This is a genomic window from Vibrio sp. QJM3NY_27, from assembly GCF_057785955.1.
The window spans coordinates 1176860-1202513 of the sequence record NZ_CM173512.1; the positions used below are offsets into that span (position 1 = coordinate 1176860).

Annotated in this window: 16 protein-coding genes; 12 read left to right on the plus strand and 4 right to left on the minus strand. The window is 44.3% G+C overall.

Annotated features, from left to right (window positions below; genetic code table 11):
- Positions 1-44 precede the first annotated feature (44 nt).
- From AC3CIA_RS20925 to dbpA, 9 genes are all read left to right on the plus strand, one after another.
- Positions 45-9221 (plus strand): T1SS-143 repeat domain-containing protein, encoded by a 9177-nt coding sequence (locus tag AC3CIA_RS20925; RefSeq protein ID WP_488518979.1) that lies wholly within the window; start codon positions 45-47, stop codon positions 9219-9221.
- A 33-nt stretch (positions 9222-9254) separates the two neighbouring features.
- The gene (locus AC3CIA_RS20930) at positions 9255-11414 is read left to right on the plus strand and encodes a type I secretion system permease/ATPase (RefSeq protein WP_488518980.1); all 2160 of its coding nucleotides are present in this window, start codon (positions 9255-9257) and stop codon (positions 11412-11414) included.
- Entirely contained in the window at positions 11407-12732 is a 1326-nt protein-coding gene (locus AC3CIA_RS20935; RefSeq protein WP_488518981.1) for an HlyD family type I secretion periplasmic adaptor subunit, read from the plus strand. The genes AC3CIA_RS20930 and AC3CIA_RS20935 overlap by 8 nt, the downstream gene beginning before the upstream one ends.
- Positions 12733-12766: 34 nt before the next feature.
- Entirely contained in the window at positions 12767-14080 is a 1314-nt protein-coding gene (locus AC3CIA_RS20940) for a TolC family outer membrane protein (protein WP_488518982.1), read from the plus strand.
- On the plus strand, positions 14080-14718 hold the full coding sequence (locus AC3CIA_RS20945; RefSeq protein ID WP_488518983.1) for an OmpA family protein: 639 nt from the start codon (positions 14080-14082) through the stop codon (positions 14716-14718). The genes AC3CIA_RS20940 and AC3CIA_RS20945 overlap by 1 nt, the downstream gene beginning before the upstream one ends.
- Positions 14718-15662, plus strand: a complete 945-nt coding sequence (locus tag AC3CIA_RS20950; protein ID WP_102467612.1) for a PstS family phosphate ABC transporter substrate-binding protein — start codon at positions 14718-14720, stop codon at positions 15660-15662. Before AC3CIA_RS20945 ends, AC3CIA_RS20950 begins: the two co-directional genes overlap by 1 nt.
- A gap of 210 nt (positions 15663-15872) precedes the next feature.
- On the plus strand, positions 15873-16457 hold the full coding sequence (locus AC3CIA_RS20955; protein WP_488518984.1) for a hypothetical protein: 585 nt from the start codon (positions 15873-15875) through the stop codon (positions 16455-16457).
- A gap of 217 nt (positions 16458-16674) precedes the next feature.
- Positions 16675-17583: an aldo/keto reductase gene (locus AC3CIA_RS20960; RefSeq protein ID WP_237298295.1), complete on the plus strand. Its 909-nt coding sequence runs from the start codon at positions 16675-16677 to the stop codon at positions 17581-17583.
- 176 nt (positions 17584-17759) lie between these two features.
- The gene (dbpA, locus tag AC3CIA_RS20965; protein WP_017074818.1) at positions 17760-19139 is read left to right on the plus strand and encodes an ATP-dependent RNA helicase DbpA; all 1380 of its coding nucleotides are present in this window, start codon (positions 17760-17762) and stop codon (positions 19137-19139) included.
- Positions 19140-19223: 84 nt separating this feature from the next.
- Here dbpA and AC3CIA_RS20970 read toward each other — a convergent pair whose 3' ends face one another.
- Positions 19224-19397, minus strand: coding sequence for an RNA helicase (locus AC3CIA_RS20970; RefSeq protein ID WP_102537597.1), 174 nt, complete (start codon positions 19395-19397; stop codon positions 19224-19226).
- Between the two features lie 304 nt (positions 19398-19701).
- Here AC3CIA_RS20970 and AC3CIA_RS20975 point away from each other — a divergent pair, with 304 nt between their 5' ends.
- Positions 19702-20538 carry a DUF6279 family lipoprotein gene (locus tag AC3CIA_RS20975; RefSeq protein WP_488518985.1) on the plus strand — a complete coding sequence of 279 codons (837 nt, stop codon included), beginning with the start codon at positions 19702-19704 and terminating at the stop codon, positions 20536-20538.
- A 69-nt stretch (positions 20539-20607) separates the two neighbouring features.
- Here AC3CIA_RS20975 and AC3CIA_RS20980 read toward each other — a convergent pair whose 3' ends face one another.
- The 3 genes from AC3CIA_RS20980 to AC3CIA_RS20990 all read right to left on the minus strand — a co-directional run bounded on the left by AC3CIA_RS20980 (position 20608) and on the right by AC3CIA_RS20990 (position 23012).
- Positions 20608-21231 (minus strand): 3'-5' exonuclease, encoded by a 624-nt coding sequence (locus AC3CIA_RS20980; protein WP_237298291.1) that lies wholly within the window; start codon positions 21229-21231, stop codon positions 20608-20610.
- A gap of 66 nt (positions 21232-21297) precedes the next feature.
- Positions 21298-21702, minus strand: a complete 405-nt coding sequence (locus AC3CIA_RS20985) for a PPC domain-containing DNA-binding protein (RefSeq protein ID WP_488518986.1) — start codon at positions 21700-21702, stop codon at positions 21298-21300.
- Positions 21703-21815: 113 nt separating this feature from the next.
- Positions 21816-23012 carry a DEAD/DEAH box helicase gene (locus AC3CIA_RS20990; RefSeq protein WP_017109066.1) on the minus strand — a complete coding sequence of 399 codons (1197 nt, stop codon included), beginning with the start codon at positions 23010-23012 and terminating at the stop codon, positions 21816-21818.
- Positions 23013-23179: 167 nt separating this feature from the next.
- Between AC3CIA_RS20990 and bluB the strand changes: the two genes are divergently transcribed.
- Positions 23180-23836, plus strand: coding sequence for a 5,6-dimethylbenzimidazole synthase (bluB, locus tag AC3CIA_RS20995; RefSeq protein WP_237298287.1), 657 nt, complete (start codon positions 23180-23182; stop codon positions 23834-23836).
- Between the two features lie 137 nt (positions 23837-23973).
- Complete coding sequence (locus AC3CIA_RS21000) at positions 23974-25629, plus strand: ABC transporter substrate-binding protein (protein ID WP_488518987.1); 1656 nt, start codon at positions 23974-23976, stop codon at positions 25627-25629.
- Positions 25630-25654: the final 25 nt, after the last annotated feature.

Genomic DNA, 25654 nt, shown 5'->3' on the forward strand with positions numbered 1-25654 from the left:
TTGATGTTCTCAAGGTCAGCGTTTTTGTAAGGAAGAGGTTTAGGATGGATCCTATTTTATATATCGAAGTTGGTGGTGTTGTGTGGCAAGTATTCCCTGATGGGACTTGGCTTCAATTACCAGCTACGCAGCCAAAAGTTGAAGGTGTGCAAGTCGTCAGCATTGAACCTCAGAATTTACAAGAGGCTCAGCCCCTAACCGAGCCACAAATAGCCGCAGTTGAACAACAGTTGGAAAAGGTGGTCACTGAACTCGTTAACAACATTGAAAGCGCACCTCAACAGCCTAACTCAGTGAATGATCAACCTAGTTCCAGTGCCTCTTTTATTGCTTATGTTCGTTCTACCTTAGATGAAACGCTCGCTGAGGCAGGTTTTGATACGCGTCCTACAGAATATGTCGAAGAAGATACAGCATCGAATGAAGGTAACCTTGATATTCTGTTACCTAGTGCACTATTAACCGTTGATATATTAGATGGCGGAGATGGTTACGAGAACCAGTTTGAAGTACCTGGTGTCACGATTACGGGTACGGCTGTGGATGTTCGAGACGGGCGTACCGTTGTTCTGACCATCACTGATGTTAACGGCAACACCGTTACCACTACTGCCGTGACTAGCAACGAAACTTATGTCGTCGACGGCGTCGATCTTTCTTCGCTCGCGGAAGGTGACCTTAAGGTCGACGCGATCATTGCTGATGACTTTGGAAATAGCATTACCGCTAACGATTCCACAATCAAAGACACATTAGCCAACATTGAGGTTGACTTCGATGGCTTTGGTGATGAGTTTTACAATCAATTCGAAATTTCCAACGGGGTTTTAGCCGGTACTGTTGCCAATGTTGAAGATGGCCAGACGATAAGCATTTCTATTACCGATAGCCAAGGTCTCACACAAGAATATACAACCACCGTTTCAGGCGACACTTGGACACTAGTCTCTCAAGATTATTCTAGCTTTGCCGAAGGTGAGCTCACTGTCGTTGCTAGTACCGTCGATATTGCAGGAAACCCTACCACGGCGACTGACACCATTGTTAAGGACACGTTGGCGAATATTACAGCGAGTGTTGATGATGGAGGTGATGGTGTCCTCAACAGTTTCGAAATTCAATCCGCTAAATTCTTTGGTACGGTACAGAACGTTGAAGACGGTCAAACGGTCAATATCCGTATTTCTGACAGTACAACGAATATCATTGTGCTGACGGCAACGGTCGTTAATGGTGCTTGGTCAGTTGAAGGCGTCGATCTAACAAGTTTTGCTGACGGTGGTATACAAATTGAGGCTGAAACGGTTGATGTTGCTGGTAACCCTGCTTTAGCGATAAATACTGCTGGGCAAATTGTTATTGATACCGTTTCCCCTGTGATTGATATTGATACGCTAGATGGTTTTAGCATTTTGGCATTTCGTAGTGGCCAACTTACAACCATGCAGGGTACAACCAATGTTGCAGAAGGTTTACCGGTTTACATTGAAGTAAACGACGGGACTCAGACACTGGTGTTCGAGGGAGTTGTTGATTCCGCAGGTAACTGGGTGGTGGAGAATATTGATATATCTACCTTAAATTCTTCTGCGGAATGGACGATCGACGCAAAAGTTTTCAATACAGTCGGCAACGAAGCCATCGATGACATGCCGACGATTATTCTTCCTGAATCAGTTGTGTTTTCGGAAAACATCATCGGTATTTTTGGAGACGAAACACAAACTTCTGATATTAGGATCGATTTTGCGGACTTCTCGTTTAGCGCAGATCAAACTATAGCTGAGTCGCTAACTTCTCAAGGCTTGTCGATAACGATTACCGTATCAGGTGACAAACAAAGCCTAACCGGAACAAGAAGCGATGGCGAAATTGTATTCGATGCTGCCATATCTGGCAGTAACGTAAATATCAACTTCTATAAGGCGATTGACCAAGAGGCTGGATTAGATTCAATTCAGACTGCTCTAGTTATTGAAGGTTTACAAACGGATGCGGACGGTACTACTGAGCTCGTTATAGGTCATCTACCTATTGTCATCAAAGATTCGGAGCCGTTAATTTTCGATGAGTCTTATGATGTGATAGAAGGTGAGGTCACGTCAGGAAATGTACTAAACAACGATATCGATCTTGATACTCAGCTAACCATAAAAAGTGTCGAAGTCGATGGCACGACTCAAACAATATCCGGTAGCACCCCTGTCTCATTTACTTTGGATGAAGGGGTTTTAACTGTTTTTTCAAATGGTCACTGGACGTTTGTTGCCAACAGAAATTTGGATCACACCTTAGCTCAAAACATCACTTTCAACTATGTCGCAGGCGATAGCAGTAATGACTTCGGAAATGGCACTGCAGTCATCGATATTTTTGATGGTGATGCAGGGTTAGTTGTTGATGGGACAACAACCAGCTCTGAAGGTGATGTGTCTGATGGAATTCAAACTGTAGTCGGTCAGTTTACCGTTTCCGCTGGCTCAGATAATCCAGATCCTGCTTCGATTGTATTTAATGCTAATACTCTGGTGCAGCTAGACGCCTTGGGCTTGACGACTGGAGATGAAGAGTACCCTCTAACCTACACGTTAGTGAATGATGGTAAAACGATTACCGCGCAAGCAAATGGTGAAACGATATTCACGCTAACGTTGAGTGCAGCCGCTAGTGGTATTGATGTTCTAGCAGATGTCTCCCTAGTGTTAGAACAGCCTATAAACCACCTGATCAGTAACGACTCCATCACCCTGCCTCTTATTATTGATGGGGAAGATTTGGATGGTACTTCTTTAAAGCAAGGGCAGTTTGATTGGATTATCCAGGATGGAGTCGACCCGGTATTAACTTCCACTAGTAATGCGGCAGTGGATGAATCAGACCTTATTCACGGCAGTGTTTCTGATACTGGCACTTTCAACCTCAACGTCGGAAGTGATTTTGTTGAGTCTGTATTTTTTGATGTTGGAGATCAGCCGCAGTTATTTAGTGGGGGCGTGCAGATCATCTATGTGGTCTCTGCGGACGGAAATGAACTTACTGGTTATGTTGGCTCTGAAAGTGCTGAAAATAAAGCGTTCACCTTGAGTTTTACCTCTCCTTTAGGTGAGGCAGATACTGATGTCACTTATACCTTTGAGCTGTTTAAGGGACTTGACCAAGATAATATTACAGACGAACTACCTTTTGTTGTTACAGCCAGAGATGATGACAACGATGAAGCCAAATTAACCTTGAATGTGTCGGTGACTGATGGCGGTGAGCCAACGATTGGTTCTGGAACGGTTGAATTGAGTGAAGTCCCCGTTGCGGATAGCACACCGTCGGGAGTTGGCTCAACAGCAAACGTGAGCTTGGTAGTTACCGCTGGTAATGACCCTCTGGTTTTCTTAGGTTTGGATGTGACCACGGGCCAAGCTGTTCTTGATAGCGATGGTGTAGCGGTAACCAGCAATGGTGAAGCGCTGACTTGGCGCGATAACGGCAATGGTACTTTTGATGCTGTTCTTGGTAATGGTGATGCTGTCTTCAAAATCAAACTACCAGATGACTTTAGCCTTGAAGCCAATGGTTCAACAAACGTAGACGTAGTTATTGAGCTATACCAGTCAATTGATCATGGCTTGGGTTCTAAAGACACCGAACTGACAATTCCAGCTTCTATCGTCACCATTGACTCTGATGGTTCTCGAGATACGCAAGAATCAGATATTAAGATCTATGATGGTAAAGACCCTGAAATATCTGTCATCGGCAGTATTTCTGTTGATGAAGATGGTTTATTAGGGGACGGTCAGCCATCAGGAACAGAAGTCTCTAGCCCTTCCTTAGGTATTATTGAGGGTTCTGATGATGTCGTTTCTGTCACGATAAATACATCGGCTTTTGATGCACTTTCGTACACCAGTGCAGGACAAAATATTTCACTTCAGGCAGTTGATTCTGATGGTTGGTATTACGGGCAAGACTCTGATGGAAACAATGTATTTAGGATCCGTTTTAATACTGATGGGACAACTGAGTTTGACCTGTACGCTCCACTCGATCACGCCAATGCTGATGGAGAGAATAATCTGGCTCTTAATTTTGAACTAACTGTTAACGACGCAGATGGAGACAGTTCTGCCCCTGCTATCTATGAAGTGATTGTGAAAGATGCCATTCCGGTTGCGCGTTCAGGATCAATTGAAATGGTTGAGGGTGATAACCTAAATGGACAGTTCCTGACGGAGGAGTTTACTGGAGCTGATGGTGCCGAAATCATTAGCTTCACCTATCGAAATGTTACGTATACCTTCGATGACGCTGGTACTTCGATCACCATTGACCTCATTAATGTTTACGACAGTAATTCTATTTACGGTCAGTTTACCCTTTCACCAGATGGTAGCTACCAGCTAACCACTAATCCCAATGTGATGACTGATCCTGCTGATCCTAAGATCGTCGATGACATTGATTATTTGGTTCGAGATGCCGACGGTGATGAAGTCACCAGTAACGCAGAGCTTGTATTGGATGATAACGAAGGTTTTATTCGTTATGAAGATTCTGAAACTACAGAAGATAACAACGCGATTATCGTTGTGAGCGTTTCTACTGGAGACGTTGACCAAAGCGAAACCGTTACGGCTATCGAGTTCTCAGAAGCTTCTTTGCAAGGCGGTAGCCTGTATTTAGATGGCGTATTACTTCAAGTAGTTGATGGCAAGGTGACGCTTTCAGGTAATCAGTTAACGGCGATTGACAGTCAGTTTACCGGCCCGAATGGTCAGTTAACTTATCGACCTGCACTCCATGAATCGAATACGACCTCAACGGTTATTCTAGCGATCAATGCAATTATAAGTACTGACACGGTTCCAAAAGAGCTGACCGCAGATGTCTCTGTTTCTGTTTTACCGGTGGCCGATGCTCCAGATTGGTCAGATTCTGTATTTACCTACCAATCCGTAGAAGATGATGCAAATCCAATTAAATTAGATATCACCGCTCAGTTGGTTGACCAAGATACATCTGAAGAACTGTCTTACACCATTAGCGGCATTCCAGATGGGCTGAATATCACCTTGAACGGAAACGCGGTTAAAGAAGGCAAAGAGTACACCCAGACCCAAATCGACAAAATGGAAATCAGAGCTGATGAAAACCTTGCAGGTCGATTTGAGTTTGAGATTACTGCGATTGCAACCGAAGCGGGAAGCACCTTCGCTGACCCCGATGATAAAACGGCCGATATTGTTAATACTGTCGTTGTAGAGATCTCACCGGATGCTGATACGCCAATTTTATCTGTTAAAGATTACAAAGGTCTGGAAGATGAAAGCATCTTCCTCAAGAACGTAATCAATGGTGCGTTGACTGATACCGATGGTTCTGAGTCGTTAAGTTATCAAATTGAAGTACAAGACGGCTGGGCGATTCAAGGTGGATTGTTTGACCTAATTGGTCCTAATACTTATCTCGTTTCTGCTGAAGCGATAGAGAACGGCACCGCTTATCTAATACCAAAAGAAGACATCAGTTCCTTTACGGAAGACCTATTCATTAACGTGACTGCGGTTTCTTATGAATCGACAATTGACTCGTTAGACCCTATCAATGTGACTGCGTTAAGCGATACTCAAACCATCAATATCTTCCTCAAAGGCGTTGTTGATGAACCTACTGTTGTGGATGGAGGAAATACGCATTGGGAATATGACAGCGATACCAAAGTCATCAGTAACCAATCGGTTCTTAATGAAGATGGTTTGATTCAACTCGACTTTGTCGTCCAAACAACCGATGACGATGCTTCTGAAGAGATCAATATACTCCTGACCAATATTCCTGACGGCACCTTGCTGGTGGATTCACTGGGTGAGCCAGTTTCGTTAACCATCGCCTACATTGACGATGTAACAGGCCCTGTATTCCAGGTCTCTAACGCACAACTTAATGATTTGTATCTCAAGCCAGTGACTGATTTCAGTGGTGAGATGGAACTGACCGTTATTGCTATCTCAACTGAACCTGATGGTGATTCGGGCGAATTCCCGATGACATTGAAGGTAGAGTTGGCACCGATTGTCGATCAAGAAGATGGCCAAACGGTTAGCACTCAAGGTATTGAAGACAGCCAAATTGGATTGAACCTTGAGCCATCTGTGAATCAAGATGTTGATGGAAGTGAGTCTTTAACGGGGTATGTGATTGATAGCCTACCTGCTGATCTGACTCTTTATTTCGATGGCAGTGTTATTGCAGTGCCAGTTTCAGGGTTAGATTTAGAAAGTTTATTAGACTCTACGACACCAACACTATCCGAGCTTTTAAGTAGCGGAAGACTGTCAGTAACCGCTACTGAAGATTTGAGCGGTACATTTTCGATCCCAATTACCTATGAAGTTACTGATACTTCGCCGGCAGGCGCAACTGATGTAAAAGATATCTCGGGATCAATCAGTGTCACGGTCGATGCGAGGGTCGAGTCAGATACTCGTTTGGAAAGTTCTGGTCAGCTATATATCAGTGAGGACGGTTCTCCGGTCAACGTGTCGGATGCGGTTACTTTTGTTGACGCCGATATGGATGGCTCAGAGTACTTAGATTATATCTTGATCGATGTGCCTGATGGTTATTCGCTGATTATCGATCACCCGAACGGAGCCGCTCAAGATATTTCAGGAAACTGGATTATCTCTGCGAACGGCCTGACGAGTGACTCTATCCAAGAGTTGGCGCAAGAAATCTTAAGTGGCATGACTATCTCGAGCCCAAGCGACACGCCTGTTTTAGATATAGTGGTACGTGCTCGTGTCATTGACGGTGAAGATTCGAAGTATATTGATACTTCATTCCAAATTCAGATCACTGGCCATGATGGCGGTGGCGGCACTTGTGATCCTGTTGGACCTCCAAGCCCAATTCAACCTGATGGTGATATCAAAACGCCTGAGGGAGAGGACATCGACCTTACCGGTTTATTGAATACCAATGTAGGTAGTGATCCGGACAATGAGATCTCTTTCTATATTCCTGCGGACTCTCTGCCTGATGGCGTAGAGATTTCAGGTGATGGAGTTATTGCCGAATACGACGCTTCTGGTGAGGTTGTCGGTTACTCGATTACAGCGGATGGACTATCCAAACTAACGCTAACAGGATTAGATGAAGACTTTGCCGGCTGTATCGACTTTACGATTAAAACCATTGAGACCTCTCCTTGTAACGGAGATACCGTCACAACAGATCAAACTATCAGTATTCAAGTATTGCCTGTTGTGGATGACATTACCGTTGCCACGGATTCGACAACAATCCAGGAAGATATTACAACCGACCTTAACCTTGAGTTAGTTCTCGGTGATAGTGTTGAAGACGGGCAGTTAATCACGGGAGAGGGTAACAGTGCTACCGGTAAAGAGACCGTTAACTCTCTGACGATAACGGTATCAAATGGCGGTACGTTATCAGAGTATCCTGCTGATACTGGTTTGTTGGTTGATAACGGCAATGGTACGTGGACGGTCACGGATCCTAGCCGATTGAGCGATGTGTTGGTAACACCACCAGAACATTACAGCGGCGAAATTACCTTAACAGTGACGGCCAATATTACCGATGAAGCGGATTGTGTCGTTGAAACCGATACTCAAGACAAGACGACCGTGGTGACGATCACCGTTGAACCTGTTGCGGATGCGGCGAACTTGGTGACGGAGGATATAGTAGGCGACGAAGACAACTACATTTCACTGTCATCACTTAGCGCGGAGCTGATTGACCAAGATGGCTCTGAAAATATGTCCTTGGCATTGAAAGGCGTGCCTGAAGGCGCTGTTGTTGCGATAAAGGTGGGCGATAGCTACGAATTAGTTCCAAATAATGGCGTTGATGGCGGTACCTTTGATGGTAACCCTACTTATGAGTGGCAGCTCGATCCAAGTCAGCTTGCTAATCTTGTTATTCTGCCGCCACGAGATTTTAGTGGTGATATGAATCTAGTCCTTGAGGCGATTACTCAGGAAATCGGCACGACAGATATTCGTTATACCGAATCTGAATTTACCGTTGGTGTAAACCCTATCGGCGATAAAGTGGAGTTCTTCGATTTACCTGAACAGCTCACTGGAAGTGAAGATGATGGCATCGTGATTCCTCTCGATGCTAATAGCTTTGAAACCAACAGTGATGAATTCTTAGCAATTACCGTAACGGTGAATTCGACTTCGGATCCATCAGGTTTAGTTGGGCTAGATCGAATTCGAATTGGATCAGAAACCAGCTCTTTCACTAGTGTTGGTGGCATCATACAGGCGACGATCCTCGTTAAAGCAAGCTCTGTTGATGAGCTCGAATTCTTTGCAGGTGATGCGTTTGGTAACCTCGATATTACGATTACCGGCCGAACGGTTGATCAAAATACGGTACTCGGTGAGTTAGTGGTCGACACGGGTGACCCGAGCTCGCAAGACATGACGCTTATTATCACACCAGAGCCTGATGCACCGTTATTGAGCGTTGAATACTCTTCGATCGTGGCAGAAGCAAGTGGCACGATTCCTCTTGGTTTAGACCTTTCTCTTGTAAACCCTGCTGATTCAGAAGTGGGCTTCATTACAATTTATGATATTCCCGCAGGTTTGACGTTCTCACATGGCTCTATGGTCGATGGTCAATATGTGGTGGACTTGGCAGATGTACCGAATCTAGCGATTACGGGTGGCTATGATGGCGTTGACCCATTTGAAATCACCATCGAACCTTCTGCTGAAATAGGCAACAACCAAGCGGTAGGATTACCTCAAACGGTATCGGTTGAATTTGTTGCTGAAGGGGATTCTACGATTACCGCGACAGATGATAACGACCTGCTGATTGGCGGGACGGGCTCAGATAATTTTGTGTTCGCATCTTCAGGCTTAGGGAGTGCAGAAGCACCAAGCTACGATGTGATTCAAGATTTTGATGCGTCTCCAGATACTGATGCAATTGACCTCTCGGGTATTTTGGGAAGCCTAGGGCTTAATACAGGGCTAGGGGCAACACAATATCTAGATTTAGAAGAATCTGGTGATGGCGTGACCATTTCTATTAAACCTAATGGCGACGAAGACGTTCAACAAAACATCTTAATAGCCGATGTCGCGTACGACGATCTGTATCAAGGTGACAGTAGCAGTGCATTAGAAGCACAAATTTTACAAAAAATGATAGAAGACAATAATTTAACGCTGTAAGTTGGATGTACAGTCTATAAAAGGAAGTTTAGATTGGTAGAACAAAAAGACAGCTGGCTAGGTTGTGTTGAATGGTTATGTGAGCATTTTAATGTTCGCAGCCATCCTTCCAAAATAGTGTCTGGCCTACCTTTAAATGAAGGAAGGCTCAATGAATCCCTTTTCCCAAGAGCCATTGAGAAATCGGGGTTAACTTTGAGCCACGTTAAAAAAGAATTACTGACTCAATGTCAGTTCCCCGTTGTTGCTGTTAATTCCGCGACAGGGAGTCCCGTTGTCGTCACTCAAGGCTCCGGTGGCGACTTTCAAGTATTGGATTGTGAAAACAACTCAAGCCAAGAAACATCGTTAAAAGACTTGGTTGCTCAAGTGGAATCGTATGTGTGGCAAGTGGGTGCTCAAGCGCTTGATGATGCGCGTGTTCAATCCCATGAACGTAGCGAGAATAAATCCAACACCCGTTGGTTATGGCGTGTCGTCAAAGAAGTGAGACCTTGGTATCGAGACCTGTTTATCGCTTCATTCTTGATCAACTTGCTCGCGCTAGCCGTGCCTCTTTTTACCATGAATGTGTACGATCGTGTGGTGCCAAACCAAGCGTTTAACACGCTTTGGGTGTTGGCGGCAGGCGTTGGTATTGTCGTTATTTTTGATTGGGTGTTGAGAAGCTCACGAAGCTCTGTGACCGACATGGCTGGGCGCTATATTGATAACAAGTTGTCTTCTCAACTGTTCTCTAAAGTCCTTGGTATGAAGCTGGAAAATCGACCTCAGTCGGTAGGCGCCTTTGCCAGACAGCTTCAAGATTTCGATAGCGTGAAAGATTTCTTCACCTCCATCTCTTTAGTCACTTTAGTCGACCTACCATTTACCTTGCTGTTCCTGTTCCTTATCGGTTGGCTTGGTGGTGCAATGATGTTTATCCCAGTCGCAATTATGCTGGTATTGATTGTGCTGAGCATTGCGATGAAAGGTAAAGTCGAGAAAACATTCGATGAAACCGCACGTTTGTCGACACAAAGACAAGCACAGCTGTTTGATTGCTTAACAACCCTTCCGGATATCAAGCAAAACAATGCTGAAGGAATCACTCAGAAGCGTTGGGAACAGACTATTTCATCGCTCTCTCAATGGCAGACTCAATCTCGCCACTACTCTAATATCGTGACGCATTCCATTCAGTCGAGTCAGCAGATCGTCACCATCACTCTCATCATCTTTGGTGTGTATCAGATCTCTGAAGGCTTGCTGAGTATGGGTGGTTTGATAGCTGTGGTGATGTTGAGTGGACGTGCTGCAAGCTCAGTGAACCAGCTTTCTCTTCTATTGTTGAGGTTTCAACAAACCCGTTCTGCAGTCGAAGGTTTGAATCAGATCATGGAGTTACCGCAAGAAGAGTCTAAGCATCAAGTGATTGATAAGGGTGACTTTGACGGTGGGGTTAGGCTAGATGAAGTCACGTTTACTTATCCAGAGACTCAAAGCCCTGCGTTGAAAGAGATTTCTCTTGATATTAAGCCGGGCGAGCGAGTTGGTCTTGTCGGTGCGGCAGGTGCTGGAAAAACCACACTTTTATCGATTGTGGCTCGTCAGTATTTACCAACAACAGGGCAAGCTTTTTACCAAGAGATTGATGGGCAATTGTGGCCAACCAGTGTTCTGCGTAGTGGCATGGGCTGGGTGGGGCAAACCGCTAATCTTATCTTTGGCAGTGTTTACGACAACGTCACCTTAGGTGCGACTAACGTTGATGAAGAAAAGCTAAGACAAGCGCTGCAACAGTCAGGGCTCAACGGTTACATGGGGCGCTTGAGCAACGGCTTAGAAACGCCAGTCGGCGAGGGTGGTCGATTGCTTTCAGGAGGACAACGACAAGCTGTGGCCATCGCCAGGGCGCTTTATCGCTGTCCAAAATTATTGATCATGGATGAGCCAACCAGCGCACTTGATAATCAAGCCGAGATACAGTTCTTCAATGCGTTGCAAAGTATGCCAAGAGAAACCTCGATGCTGATCAGCTCGCACAAATCTTCCTTCTTGATGATGTGTGATCGTGTGGTTGTATTAGATAAAGGTCAGATCGTGGCAGAGGGTGAGCCAAAAGACATTCTCTCTCTACAGAAGAAAAGTGTACCTAAAGGTACGAGCCGCTTTAAGACGGTATCTGTGGTGAAGGGAGGTCGTCATGAGTAATGATATTCAATGGACCAACAATCATTTGGCATTCCGCTCTCGCAAGCTAATTTGGCTGAGTGCACTATTAATTGTCTCAATTATCGGCTGGGCAACGTGGGCGACATTAGAAGAGGTCGTGATCGGTGAAGGTAAAGTCGTTCCAAGTCTTTCGGTGCAAACCATTCAGAGCTTAGAAGGTGGTCTAGTTCAAGAGATCATGGTGCGACAAGGTCAATCAGTGTTGAAAGGACAGCCTTTAGCTAAGTTAGAAGACACTCGTTTTAAAGCGGCCTTTTTAGAGTCGGCTCAACAAGCGGATACCTTACTGGCTCAGCAATTAAGATTGAAAGCAGAGCTGTCGACAGTCGTTTTAAATAATGATGCAAAAGAGTGGTTTGAACGAGTTGTCTTGGTGCCACAAGATATTGTCATCGATGTATCGAGCCATCCTGCATTAATGAACGCCAAAGCCAACTATCGAGAACGTTTAGGTCAGTTGAAATCGGAACTGGAAGAGGCGGCACTTCGCATTGAGCAACAAGACCAAGCACGTGTCGATACGCTCAATAATATTCAGACTTTAGAAAGCAGCCTCGATATCGTGATTCGAGAGCGCAATATGTTGAAAGATGTGGTTGCTAGCGGTGCGGTTGCAGAAGTTGAGCTGCTGAAACTGAACCGTGATGTGGTCAAGTTGAAAGGCGATATTGCCAGCTCAAAAGTAGCAGCGCAAAAGCAGATAGCGGCTTACTCAGAATCGATAGCCGATCACCGCAGCATCGCGTTAGATTTTCGCGCCAAAGTACAAGGTCAACTGAACGAAGTGGCCAGCAAAATAGCGCAATTGAATGAAAGCCAACAGGCGATCGCTGACCAACTGAAACGAACTCAAATCTTAGCGCCAGTTGACGGAACGGTGAAAGAGATATTCGTTCGTACTATTGGCGGTGTTGTTCGTCCGGGTGAGCCGATTATCGAGATCATTCCTTCAAACAGTGATTTGATTGTTGAAGCTAGAATTTCACCTCAAGACATCGCGTTTGTTCATAACGGATTAGGCGCAACCGTCAAATTCTCTGCGTATGACTTTGTTATCTATGGCGGTCTCAAAGGTAAAGTGACTTATGTCAGTGCCGATGCGTTACAAACAGAAGACGGTAATGCTTATTACCGAGCCCACATTCAATTAGATGAAGATCAACAACACAACTCTGCGTTCAGTATTATCCCGGGGATGCAGGTTGCGGTGGATATATTAACGGGTGAAAAAACAGTATTGAGTTATTGGTTGAAGCCAATTTTACGAGCTAAGGAAAACTCACTTCGCGAGCGATGAAGTGTGTTAAAGCATAAATATAAAAGGAAGTGTAATGCATTCAAAATTCTTACTCTCTTCTTGCTTATTAGTGAGCGGGCTGTCTCAAGCAGCCTCATTAGAAGAGTCCGTGGCCTTTGCCATCGACTACAGTCCAGAGATATTGGCGCAGTACTCCCGATACCAATCGGTGGTTAGAGACGGGGACGCTGCGGGTGGTTTGTATATGCCACAAGTCAATTTGTACGCGGCGGCAGGTTATGAAGAGACTCGCTACAACAGTGGCAGCAAGCTTGATACCGATGATCGTGGGCTAACGCGAACAGAAATTGGCGTTAAGGTATCTCAATTACTATTCGACGGTTTTAAAACGACGTCGAATGTCGACAGATTAACGTTCGAAGCTGAAGCTGAACGATTAACCCTGATTTCACGCGCTGAAAATGTCTCGTTAGATGTGGTGAGAAACTACCTCGATATTCTTAAGGCTGAGACGTTACTTGAACTGTCTAAACGTAACGTAAAAGAACACCAAGAGATCTATCAAGACATTCAAGACAAAAAGAGCAAAGGGTTGAGTAGTAACTCCGATCTGGCTCAGATCTCGGCTCGTGTTGCCACGGCGCAATCTTCGTCAATCGCGGCTCAGAATAACCTGTTTGATTTACAAACTAAGTACTTACGCTTAGTGGGTAAGCCAGCTGTTAACCTCGTTTATCCTCGTTTTGATTACGCGTTGTTACCGAGTTCTGCGCAGGTCGCACTTGAGCAAGCGGTTGAAAATCACCCTGAAATTCAAGCATCACTATTGGATATTGACGCAGCTCGTAAAGAGATGCGCCGAGAAAAAGGTGACTATTATCCTGAAGTAAAACTTGAGCTTCATGCTAACAAGAATGACAACGTGTCTAATCCGCCAGGCGGTGTTGATGAAGACGCGCGAATCATGCTGACCATGGATTACGATTTGTTTAATGGCTTCTCTACCGACTCTCGAGTTGAATCGTCTGCGTGGCGAGTTGAAGAGGCAAGGGCAATTAGGTTGAGAACAGAGCGTGAGGTTAAAGAGGGCACTCAGCTTGCTTGGAACGCCTACAAAATGCTTGAGCAGCAAAAATCGCTACTTCAACAAAACGTAGATGCAGCAAAAATTGCAGAGCTTGGTTATATCCAACAATTCAATGTCGGAAGACGAAGCCTATTAGACGTACTTGATGCGAAAGTAGAAGTCTTCTTGGCTCGAAGAAACTTTATTAGCACTGAATATGATCAAACATTGGCGGCATACCGCGTACTGAATGCGATGGGCATGTTGACTTACGCATTAAGGGTTGAACACCCAGAAGAGTGGCAAGGGGAGAACAAGTAATGAGACATTTTAAACTAGCGCTACTTAGTTCTATCTTGCTGATGGGGTGTGCAGAAACGCCCGACACGACAATGACTCGTCATCAAATTGATGACCTTGCGGATGATGACCGTGACGGTGTGATTAACCAACGAGACCTTTGTGCTGATACGCCAGAAGGTGTGACGGTAGACATTAAAGGGTGTGCAAACTGGAAAATTGTCGAAGATGTTGAAGTCTTAAGCGTGGCATTTGATTTCGATAAATATGTGCTTAAATCAGAGCACACAGTCGTGTTAAACGAATTAGTGCGTTTGCTTGGTGAACAACCAGACGCCTCCGTTACCTTAGTGGGAGACACAAGTTCAGAAGGTACCAATGTTTATAACAAGGCACTGGCTAAGAAGAGGACAGGCGTGATTCGAGACGCGTTGATTGACAGAGGTATCGATGGGGAGCGAATCTTCGAACAAGAATTTACTCAGATAACCAGCTTAACCCAGCATCTTCACAAGCGTAAGCGCAGAACCATTGCGGTGTTAAAAACCGAGAGCATGGAAGTGAATCCATCTTGGAATATCTTCACCTCAGAGATGCAACTCGACAGCAATAGCGATGTTGAATCTAAGACATCGATTGACCCAGTAGGAGGCCAGTAATGAAACGTCTATCTAATAAATCGGGCTTACTGCTTGCTGCTGTACCTGCGTTATTCTCAGTATCAACGTTAGCGAATGACGCCAGTGATATTGGTTTGGTTGCGATTGAGCCGAATATGCAGGGCCTTGTTGAAGACTTGCTTAAGAGCCAAGAGATCGACTTAGAGATCTTGTTGAGTGACAGTGTACCTGAGCAGATGATCATGCAACGTTCACGTGTTGGTATTACTTCCAAAAAGTGGACTGACAAAGAGATGGCTAGGTTCGACATGCGCTACGGTTACAGACCGACTGAGCTAATGTTTACCGCAGACGTAATAGCGATCCTGGCGAACGAGAATAACCCAGCCACATCCATCAGTGTTGCTGAACTTATCGATGTGTTTGGTTGTTCTAGCGACCCTAAGCATCCTAAATGGACACCAAGCAGTGACACTCGTGACGGAGAAAGCTTAGACACACACATGTTACCTTTCGCTATCGACCACAATCTGCAAGGTCATACCACCTTTTCAAGTTGGGTTGAATGTGGAGCTGACGGGGAGTATGCGAATACTCAATTCTTAGCGGATTTGCCGGATCTGATTAACAAGATAGAAGGCGAAGATGCCGCGATTGGTTACACCGTTTACTCAGAACAGATCTCAGATGTGAAATGGCTGAGTGTGGTTGATAATCTAGGGGTGAACTACGACTTAAACAAAGAAACGATTCTCTCTGGTCGTTATCCATTGGCAACGGTTTACTATATGTACCTGAATATTCCAGCGCATCGCAAAGGCTTTACGGAGCAAGAGAAGTTCTTTGTTGGGCTTACGCTGTCGGAAGAGCATCAAGGCGTGTTGAACCAATATGGTTTCATCAGCTTGCCACCAGAAGCTATTCAACGTAATAAAGTAAGATTATCGCTTGAAGAGCCTGCAATAGAAGGTGGCTACAAATAATTGGTGTGATGTTCTGTGTGTAGATCGTCAGAATGGTATTGTTAGTTCCGTAATGGTTCTCAACGTGACGGATTACGTTATTCGGCGATAGAATTTATCTAGCGGGCATGTATGCCCGTTTTTTTTCGCCTAAAATTTGTGGCTTGAGCGGTTGTTTATTGATTGGTCACGTATAATGGGCGCTTCATACCGCGCGAATAAGCACAATTAATGAGAACTCTTCCTGTCTTAATCCTACCTTTGTTATTGGTTCTGAATACCCTTTCATTCTCTGCGCAAGCGAGTGAAAGCTGGTGGTTGCGAACGGTATTCAATAGCAGCCCAACTCAACCGAGTTCTCAAAACTATATTAACGATATCGATCTTATGGATTGTGGCGAAGTTGAAGGCACTCTGTTGTGCAGTGACTTAACCCAATATTACGATTTGGATGTTTATGTTGAACTGGAGTTGGGTGGCTCAAGTGTCGAGGTGGTTCGCTTAAACCTGTCATATTCGAACCTAAGTTACACAAAGCTTCAAGCCTACCTTCGCCAAGATGGCTTTGCTCTCAGTTCTATTCGTATTGGGGAATATGAGTTTGATGTGGTCGCTCAACTCGAACAAGCGAAGCGTGAGGGAGTTGGTTACGACATGGTAGATAAACAACTCGTCAAATTCATCAATACTCCACATCATTCCTCTGAGCAAATGAGTTTATGGAATGTGCCTAGTTCTTCCTCATCTTCTTCAGCTCCTTGGATTCAATTACATAGTGATGGTGACAACTTAACGGTTGAACTGAATCGTCTTTAATTGCTCAAATTTATAGATAGTTTCGTAATTCATTAGGGTAAACAAGCCTTTTGGGAAAACGGCTGACGGGCAGACAGCAAGCTATTACTGATTTAAGTGTTCGTTTTTCTGTGGCTCTCACATTTTTAGTAAGCGTTTACCTTTGCCATTTGTTATACGTTGAGCCCTCGGTAAAACGAGCTTACGATACGTTCAGTATTGATAAAGGAGACAACCCATGGTTGCAAGAGTAACGACAGCGCCACAAGGCCCAGAACTTTCTGAGTTAGTGCAAGGATACTGGCGTACAGCAGAGTGGGGCATGACCCCGCAACAACGCCTGACTTTCCTGAAGCAGCACATTGATCTTGGTATCACAACTGTTGATCACGCGGATATTTACGGTAACTACCAATGTGAAAAGTTGTTTGGTGAAGCATTGGCGCTTGAGCCAAGCCTTCGTGATGATATCCAAATCGTCACCAAGTGCGACATCAACTTGTGTGGTGACCACACTCCTGATCGCAAGATCAATCACTATGACACCAGCGCGCACCATATTTACCAATCGGTAAATAACTCTCTAGAGCGCTTGGGTGTAACCGAACTGGATGTATTACTGATTCACCGCCCAGATGTACTGATGGATGCAGATGAAGTAGCAGAAGCGTTCGCTGAACTGCATAAGGTCGGCAAAGTTAAGCACTTCGGTGTCTCTAACTTTTCACCACGTCAGTTCGACTTACTGCAATCTCGACTAGGTAAGCCACTGGTGACTAACCAAGTTGAAATCAATCCATTGAACTTCGAAGTAGCCCACGATGGTACGCTGGATCAACTGCAGATGAACCGTATTCGTCCAATGGCGTGGTCTTGTCTCGGTGGTGGTAGCATCTTCAGTGGCGATTCAGCACAAGCAATTCGCGTTCGTGATGAGCTAGAAGCGATTCGCCAAGAAGTGAGTGCGGACAGCATTGACCAAGTGATTTACGCTTGGGTTCGCCGTTTACCGTCTAACCCGATCGCGATTATTGGCTCAGGAAAGATTGAACGTGTGAAGACGGCCGTTGATGCACTGAAAATCGAACTGACTCGTGAGCAGTGGTACCGCGTATGGGTTGCATCTAAAGGCCACGGTGTGCCATAGAGACCTTTGGGGTCTGGCATTTATCCACAGACTTAGATGTTTCAACGTAAAAAACCAGCACCCCAGCTGGTTTTTTTGTATTCGCCTAACATGTTGCTCCAAAACTGTGATTAAGGTGGAATAATTTTCAAAAACACTCATAATGCACTCTGTTTTTCACCAGTTGGATATTTCCATTGAGCACTTCAAAATTCTCTTCAATCGCCCTTAAGCCAGAGCTTCTAAATACGTTAGATTCTCTTGGTTATACTGAAATGACGCCTATTCAAGCGTTAAGTCTTCCTATTATTCTGGATGGCAAGGATGTTATCGGTCAGGGTAAAACGGGTTCAGGTAAAACAGCTGCCTTTGGTTTAGGCGTGCTGCAAAACCTACGCGTTAAGCGTTTTCGTGTTCAATCTTTAGTGTTATGTCCGACTCGTGAGCTTGCAGACCAAGTAGCAAAAGAGATCCGTACTCTTGCTCGTGGCATTCACAATATTAAAGTGCTGACACTATGTGGCGGTATGCCAATGGGCCCTCAAATTGGTTCATTAGAGCATGGCGCACACATTCTTGTGGGCACTCCTGGTCGTATCCTGGACCACCTAGAGAGAGAGCGTATTGACCTGTCTGAGTTGAACACACTTGTGTTAGATGAAGCCGATCGCATGCTGGAAATGGGTTTCCAAGATGCACTAGATGCTGTTATTGAAGCAGCACCAAAAGATCGTCAAACGTTATTGTTCAGTGCAACTTTCCCTAAACAGATTAAATCTGTTGCAGACCGCATCATGAATAACCCTGAAATGGTGAAGGTTGAATCAACGCACGATCACTCAAGCATCCAACAACACTTTTATAAGGTTGAAGGTACTGAAGCTCGTGATGACGCACTAGAGCTAATGCTTCTTCATCATCAACCAGAGTCAGCGGTTGTGTTCTGTAATACTAAGAAAGAAGTACAGAACGTAAATGATGAGCTAAGCCACCGTGGTTTCAGTGTTATCGAGCTTCATGGCGACATGGAACAGCGTGAACGTGACCAAGCTTTGGTTCAGTTCTCAAACAAAACCATCTCTATCTTGGTTGCAACAGATGTTGCTGCTCGAGGTCTTGATGTTGATAACCTAGATGCTGTGTTCAACTTTGAGTTGTCTCGCGATCCTGAAGTACACGTGCACCGCATCGGTCGTACTGGTCGTGCAGGAAGCAAAGGTGTCGCAATTAGCTTCTTTAGCGAAAAAGAGATGCACCGTGTTGCTCAAATTGATGAGTACATGGATATGCCAATCGAACCGTCTCAGTTGCCAGCTAAACCAATTGCTAAGCCGTACTACTCAAACATGGTAACCATCCAGATTGATGGTGGTAAGAAAGCGAAACTTCGCGCAGGCGATATCCTTGGTGCGTTGACAGGCCAAGGCGGTATTGATGGTAAGTCAGTAGGTAAGATCAACTTGTTCGCGATGCGTGCTTACGTTGCTGTAGAAAGATCAATGGCTAAGAAAGCATTAGGTAAAATCGAATCAGGTAAAATGAAGGGTCGTCAATTCCGCGCCCGAATTCTGAAGTAATTCGAGATTGTCTCCCTTTACTGCTAAGTCATGCTAGTAATAATGCAGTAAAGGGTGTTCCACAATCAGTAACGTATCAAACGTTTATTCATCAGGTCTGATCGAATAGAAATCGTTAATATGTCTTCCTTCGCTAAGATACCAAGTCATCGCTTCCTGTCGATTATTAGCGGATATCGTAATTGTGGTTAGTTTTCCATCGTCAAAATAACAAAGCTCGTACTCTAACTCGCTTGTATAATGAGGAGTAGCGGCCATAGCTTACCTCCCAAATATTAATCATTTGAAAATAAATAAACCATTCGTTTATAGGATTCGTTTACATCAAGTGAGCAATAAAAATCAAGTTACATCACTGCCATTAATTATTTTTAGTTTAATCATTTGCCGAAATAGCTAGATTAGCAAGTCTGAGTCTCAATTTATCTCAAAGTTTTTACAGCCACTGCTTATTAAGGCTACTTTTATAAGAGCTAGAATATAGCGTTATAAGAACTAGAGCTAACCTTAAAAGGGTGAGTTAATGGATTTGTGGATTTGCTGAATATCGTGAGAGGGTTAAATGAGAAAGTGTCGATGGTTAGTCTTATTAGTCTGTTTTGTATTCGCTGGTTGCGGGACTAAATTTGCCTACAACAATATAAGCTGGTTTGCGGTTAGCTATATTGAAGACTTTGTTTCTCTATCCAACAGTCAAGAATCAGAGCTCGAAGAGCGCCTCGACTTATTACAGCAATGGCACAAAGAAATCCAACTTCCGCTGTATATGTCGCAACTGCAAGCGATTCAAAACTTAGACCGTTCTGATATGAATTCTGCTTTTATAATTGATCAAAGTGAACAAACTAAAAATCATATTCGCTCGATCGTTAACAAGTTCGCTCCAGATATTTACGCGTTAAGTATGCAGCTTACCCCAGAGCAAGATAACGAATTCTTAAAGAACTTTAGGGAAAAGCAGCAAGAGTATTACGAAGAAAGATTATCATTGAATGATGAAGATTCGAGAGAACGCTATCGAAGTCGAATTGAAGATAGGTTAGAGCGATGGTTCGGGTCGGTATCGGAAGAGCAAAAAACGATTATTTTGACGTGGTCTCAAGAGTGGGTAAATACTAACGATAGCTGGCGACAATATCAAAATAATACGTATCAAGACCTAACGACACTTATGCAAAAGAAGACCGATTTACATATTGCACAGCCAATTATTATGAAACTACTTTTGAACAATGAAGCTTATTATCCGCAAGAGCTAGAGTCTAAGCTTGATAAGAATATGCAAACATCAGCGAAGTTCTTGGTGGATATCGCCGCAGTGAGCAGTGATAAACAATGGGCTTATTTTATGAGTGAACTAGAAAGCCTCAAGACGACGTTAGTGTCACTGCAGGAGTAGGGTAGCAATTTAAGGCTAGTGACTGTTTGCTACTAGCCTTCTGACAAACCCAAAGCCGAACGCAGAGAGTTAGCCTCTGTTACTCATTAGCAGCTTTGGAATAGATCCTTTAGCGGTCTTAGATATTTTCTGCATCAATTGAAAGCTTGGCTGTTGAATGCCGTGGTCATTTTGAAGTTCATCAATCATCAATAACCATAAGCGTGCTGTCATTTCTGAATCGGCTAACGCTCTGTGAAAAGTACCATCGTTGTCGATATTTTTGAAACGTACAAGGTCACCCAGTTTATGAGTGGGTGCGTCTTGAATCAGGCGGCGAGCAATCAACATTGAGCAAGCGAACTTGCCTGTGTAGTCTCGGCCAATAAAGTCTAATTCCGCATCTAGAAAGCGTTTATCAAACGACGCATTGTGAGCAACAAGTTGGCTGCCTTGGATAAAGTCTGCAAACTCATTCATCACTTCGCTGCAACTGGCCGCCGTGCTTAACATACGGTTACTGATCCCGGTATAGCTTTCAATGAACCCGCTAACACGAAATCCTGGGTTCATGAGTTGCTGGAAGGTGTCGACGACTTCGCCGTTAACTAATTTAACCGCACCGATTTCGATCGCTCGGTCACCCATGTTTGGTGATAAGCCTGTGGTTTCGAAATCGAGAACAATAACGGAGTCTGCGGAGTTTGGAGCCATCGTGTTTCCTAATGCTATTTGGTTGTATCGCTTTATATGGGGCGCTTAGTGTTGCTACGGGGCGATCTATTGCGTGTTTTCGCTGATAGTGAGCTCAGTGTAACCCGTAGACTCGTCATGCTCTCTGTTGAAGGTCAAAGTCTCGTAGCGATGAACAATCAATTCAGCCGTGGTTGCGATAATCGTCCCTTCGAGCAAGTGCCCACCAATCACATTGCCATTTTCATCAGCAACGGATATATGGACATGCTGGTGGTTTGGGGTTAGCGTTGCCATTACAGACACAATTTCGAACGGAGCTGTGATTAGCTTGGTGTTGTTTGCATTAGCCAGACGAATATTGAGTTGAGAAACACATCCGACACAAGACGCGACAGAGCCCGCTGAGATATTGTGCGCTGTCACAAGCTTTTGGAGTTCAAGCTTTAGGTCTTGCCCACGGGTTAATCTCGTTGCGATAGGAGTGATCATCTTATTGCCTCAGTTTTATTTGTATTTCAAAGAACAAAACGAAGCCACATAGGGCTTCGTTTTATTTTCATTTTGGCTAACGCGACTTTTGCATTTTCTGTCGCTGAAATTACTTAGTCTTGTTGCTGTTCTCTTTTCTTCTTAGGCACGAAGTTCAATACTGAAATTGGTACTTCTTTGCGTGGTTCGAAACCTTCAACAACACGACGTTCAATCAAGTGGCCAAGACGTTTTTCAATGATGCACAGGTTCTTGAAGTTATCTTTCGATAGGAAAGAGATCGCTTCACCAGATGCATCAGCACGGCCTGTACGGCCAATACGGTGAACATAGTCGTCCGCTGGGAATGGGATGTCGTAGTTCACTACGCGGCTTAGATTATCAATATCGATACCACGAGCAGCAACACCTGTCGCAACGAGATATTTTAGACGACCTTTTTTGAAGTCTGCCAGAATCTTTTCACGAATCGCTTGGCTACGTCCACTGTGGAAAGCTTCAGCTTCGATACCACGCTTTTCAAGTTGAGCAACCAACTTAGCGGCACCGTGTTTAGTCTCGATAAAGATAAGCGCTTGGTCCCACTCACCATCAGTGATCATGTGGCTTAATAGCGCAGATTTACGGTCTTTATCTACAGTAACTAGCCATTGTTCGATGTTCGCTTTAGAAGCGTCAGTTTTGGCGATAGAAATCTCTTCCGCTTCACTGATTGCGCTTTTCGCTAGCGCACGAACTGGCGTTGATAGCGTTGCTGAGAACAACAGGTTTTGAATGTTTTGTGGCAAACGCGCGATGATCTTGTTGATGTCTTCGATGAAACCCATGTCTAGCATGCGGTCGGCTTCGTCAAGAACCAGAACTTCAACTTCATCAAAGTGAACGGCACGTTGTCCGTACATATCGATCAAACGGCCAGGTGTTGCCACAAGAATATCAACACCTTCGATCAAGCGGTCTTTCTGGTGTTGGTAAGAGACGCCACCGTACATCGCTAATGATGTTAGGTTTAGGAACTTCGCGTACTTAGTAATGTTCTGCTCAACCTGAATCGCAAGCTCGCGAGTTGGTGTCAGAATAACAGCACGAATACGTTTTTTACGTTGTGTTTCACCTTTACTTAGCATTTCTAAGATAGGGAGAACAAAGCTCGCAGTTTTACCTGTACCTGTTTGTGCAGCAGCAATTAGGTTCTTACCAGAAAGCACAATCGGAATTGCTTTTTCTTGAATAGAGGTTGGCTTTTCATAGCCTTGTTTTGCAACGGCTTTAACAATAGGTGAGCTTAATCCAAGCTTGGAAAATGGCATAAGTTTCTCGGTATGATTTGGCTAAATAGCGATGGAAAGGTTCAACAATCTTATACAAGGATAAGATTAATGGCGGCATTCTACCATGTTGCTTGTGTACCGCTAGTAACATAGACACTTTAGTTGGATAATACTGGCTCAATAAGACGACGATAAGACAGGGATGTATGGAAATTACGCCGAATGAACGCGATGCAGTATATAAAACGATTTTTTCTCGCCGAGATGTTCGTGGTCAGTTTCTTCCTAATGAGATCCCAGAAGACGTTTTGATGCGTGTGTTAACCGCAGCGCACCATGCTCCTAGTGTTGGATTTATGCAGCCTTGGGATTTTGTCGTTGTCCGTGATATCGAAACCAAGCAACAAATCAAAGCGGGTTTCAATCAAGCTCATGCCGAATCCGCGGAAATGTTTACCGATGAAAAGCAGGCAATGTATAAGCGTCTAAAGCTTGAAGGTATCGTCGAATCACCTATCGGAATCTGCGTGACTTGCGATCGTAATCGAACCGGAAAGGTCGTGCTAGGCAGAACCATCAAACAAGAAATGGATCTTTACAGCACCGTGTGTGCGGTTCAAAACTTATGGCTGGCAGCAAGAGCTGAAAACCTCGGATTAGGGTGGGTGAGTATTCTTCACGATTCAACACTGCGAGACGCATTAGATATCCCGGAAGACATCGATATCGTGGCGTACTTATGTATCGGCTACGTTGAACACTTCAAAGATAAACCCGAACTTGAAACCATGGGCTGGTTACCAAGAAGAGACGTCAATTCTGCGATTCATGAAGGGAAGTGGAACTCTAGTAAATCGGAGTGACATAAAGGCTCTTGTATCTATGTAATGTATTGATATTAAGTGTCAAAACTCGTTATAGATATTTCAGTATAAGGTTGAATTTAAAAATCCATACTGATATTAATGACACTTGATTCACCGCTCTAGCCTGGAATCCAATGAACGACGCTAACTTACGTAGACTTCAACAGCTTACTGCAAAGTACGAATTAGGCGAAGAGTACCATCTCACGATCGATGATCTAGAGCATTCGCTTTCGACTTCGCGCAGAAACACCTCGATAGTTCTGAAATGCTTATCTGAGTACCACTGGATTTGTTGGATTCCGTCCAAAGGACGAGGGAGGCTTAGTCAATTTAAAATTTTGCTTAGCTTCCCTGAAGCATTAGAGCAAGTTTTAGCGCTTCAGTTAGAGCAAGGTCGCTTTAAAGTAATTCCTCGCCTTTTAGACAGCTATGGTGATACCGCAATAAAGGCACTGACGCTAGCCACTGAAAAACATAACCTTTTCAATCAACAGCATGATCATTTGTTGATTACTCAATACCCCTGGGTTGATAATCTTGAGCCCGCCAAAACCTATAGAATCGCTGAACATCAAATTCTGAGAAGTATCTATAATACTTTGTTAGTTCAAGATCTTAATGGCGAGCCTCAAGCCAGTCTTGCCCACCATTGGAAGATAGAAGGTCGCTTTCTGCATTTTTGGTTAAGGCCTAATGTTGTTTTCCATGACGGTGAAACCTTGAGTGCAAAAGATGTCGTTCAATGTTTGTTACGGTTAAAAAACATAGATGGCCCGGTACAGTCTTTATTTGAGCAGGTGAATGATGTTCATGTGGTGGGTGAGAAAAAACTAACTATCGAGCTAGCGCGCGCAAACCCAATGTTTATCTATGCGCTGTGTAGTGCACACGCGTCTATCTACCGTTGCAAGCGTAGCTATTTTGCTAGTGGACGCAGTGCGTATATTGGAACGGGGCCTTTCTCTTTAGATGATTGGAGCGAAGAGCGCCTTATTCTAAAACGTCACCGTGGTTACTTTGCTCAAAATGCCTTGTTAGAACAGATAACGCTCACCGACATAGAAGGTTTGAATGATCACACCCTGAGTTTTAATCAATCTGGCGTAGCAGAAGAAACCACAATCAATGCACTTTCGTATCTTGCAGTTAATCGTAGAGAAAACGCAGGCATAACCCCTGAAGAACTCGACAGGCTGGTATCGTTTATCAAGTCCAGCAGTAAAGAGTTTGATGCTGATATGGTGACGGATGATCTCTCTTTCTCGCCTAGTAAATTAACATGCAGCAATCCCATTCCTATTTTGACGGGCACTGTTGTGTTAACACGACCTAGAATGACGATTCCTTTACTTCAAGAGATGGCTGACTGGCTGCAACAAACGATTGTAAAGACAGGTGTCATTATTGAAGTTGTTGAGCTTCCCAATATCAGTGACCCTAGCTCCATGAGTGAGTCGGCAGACCTGTTATTCATTGAAGAAGTTATCGAACAGCCAGCCGATTATGGCCTTTACGATTGGCTACTTGCTTCATCTGGCCTCAGATTCATTTTCAACAATTTGGAGATGAGGGCGCATTGCGAGAGAGTTAGAGCCGCTGTGAGTGGCGAGAAGCCAATGAGCGACTTGCTAGAAATTGAAGATTCGCTTTATCAACAGAAGTTACTTTGTCCGTTATTTCACGGCAAAGAGAAGGTTTTTAATAGTGTTGAGGTTCAAGGCGTAGAGATCAATCAAACTGGCTACAGTGATTTCTATAAACTCTGGATATCTTCAAGCGATATGTAATTAGTCCATTTAAGACCTTTCGTTA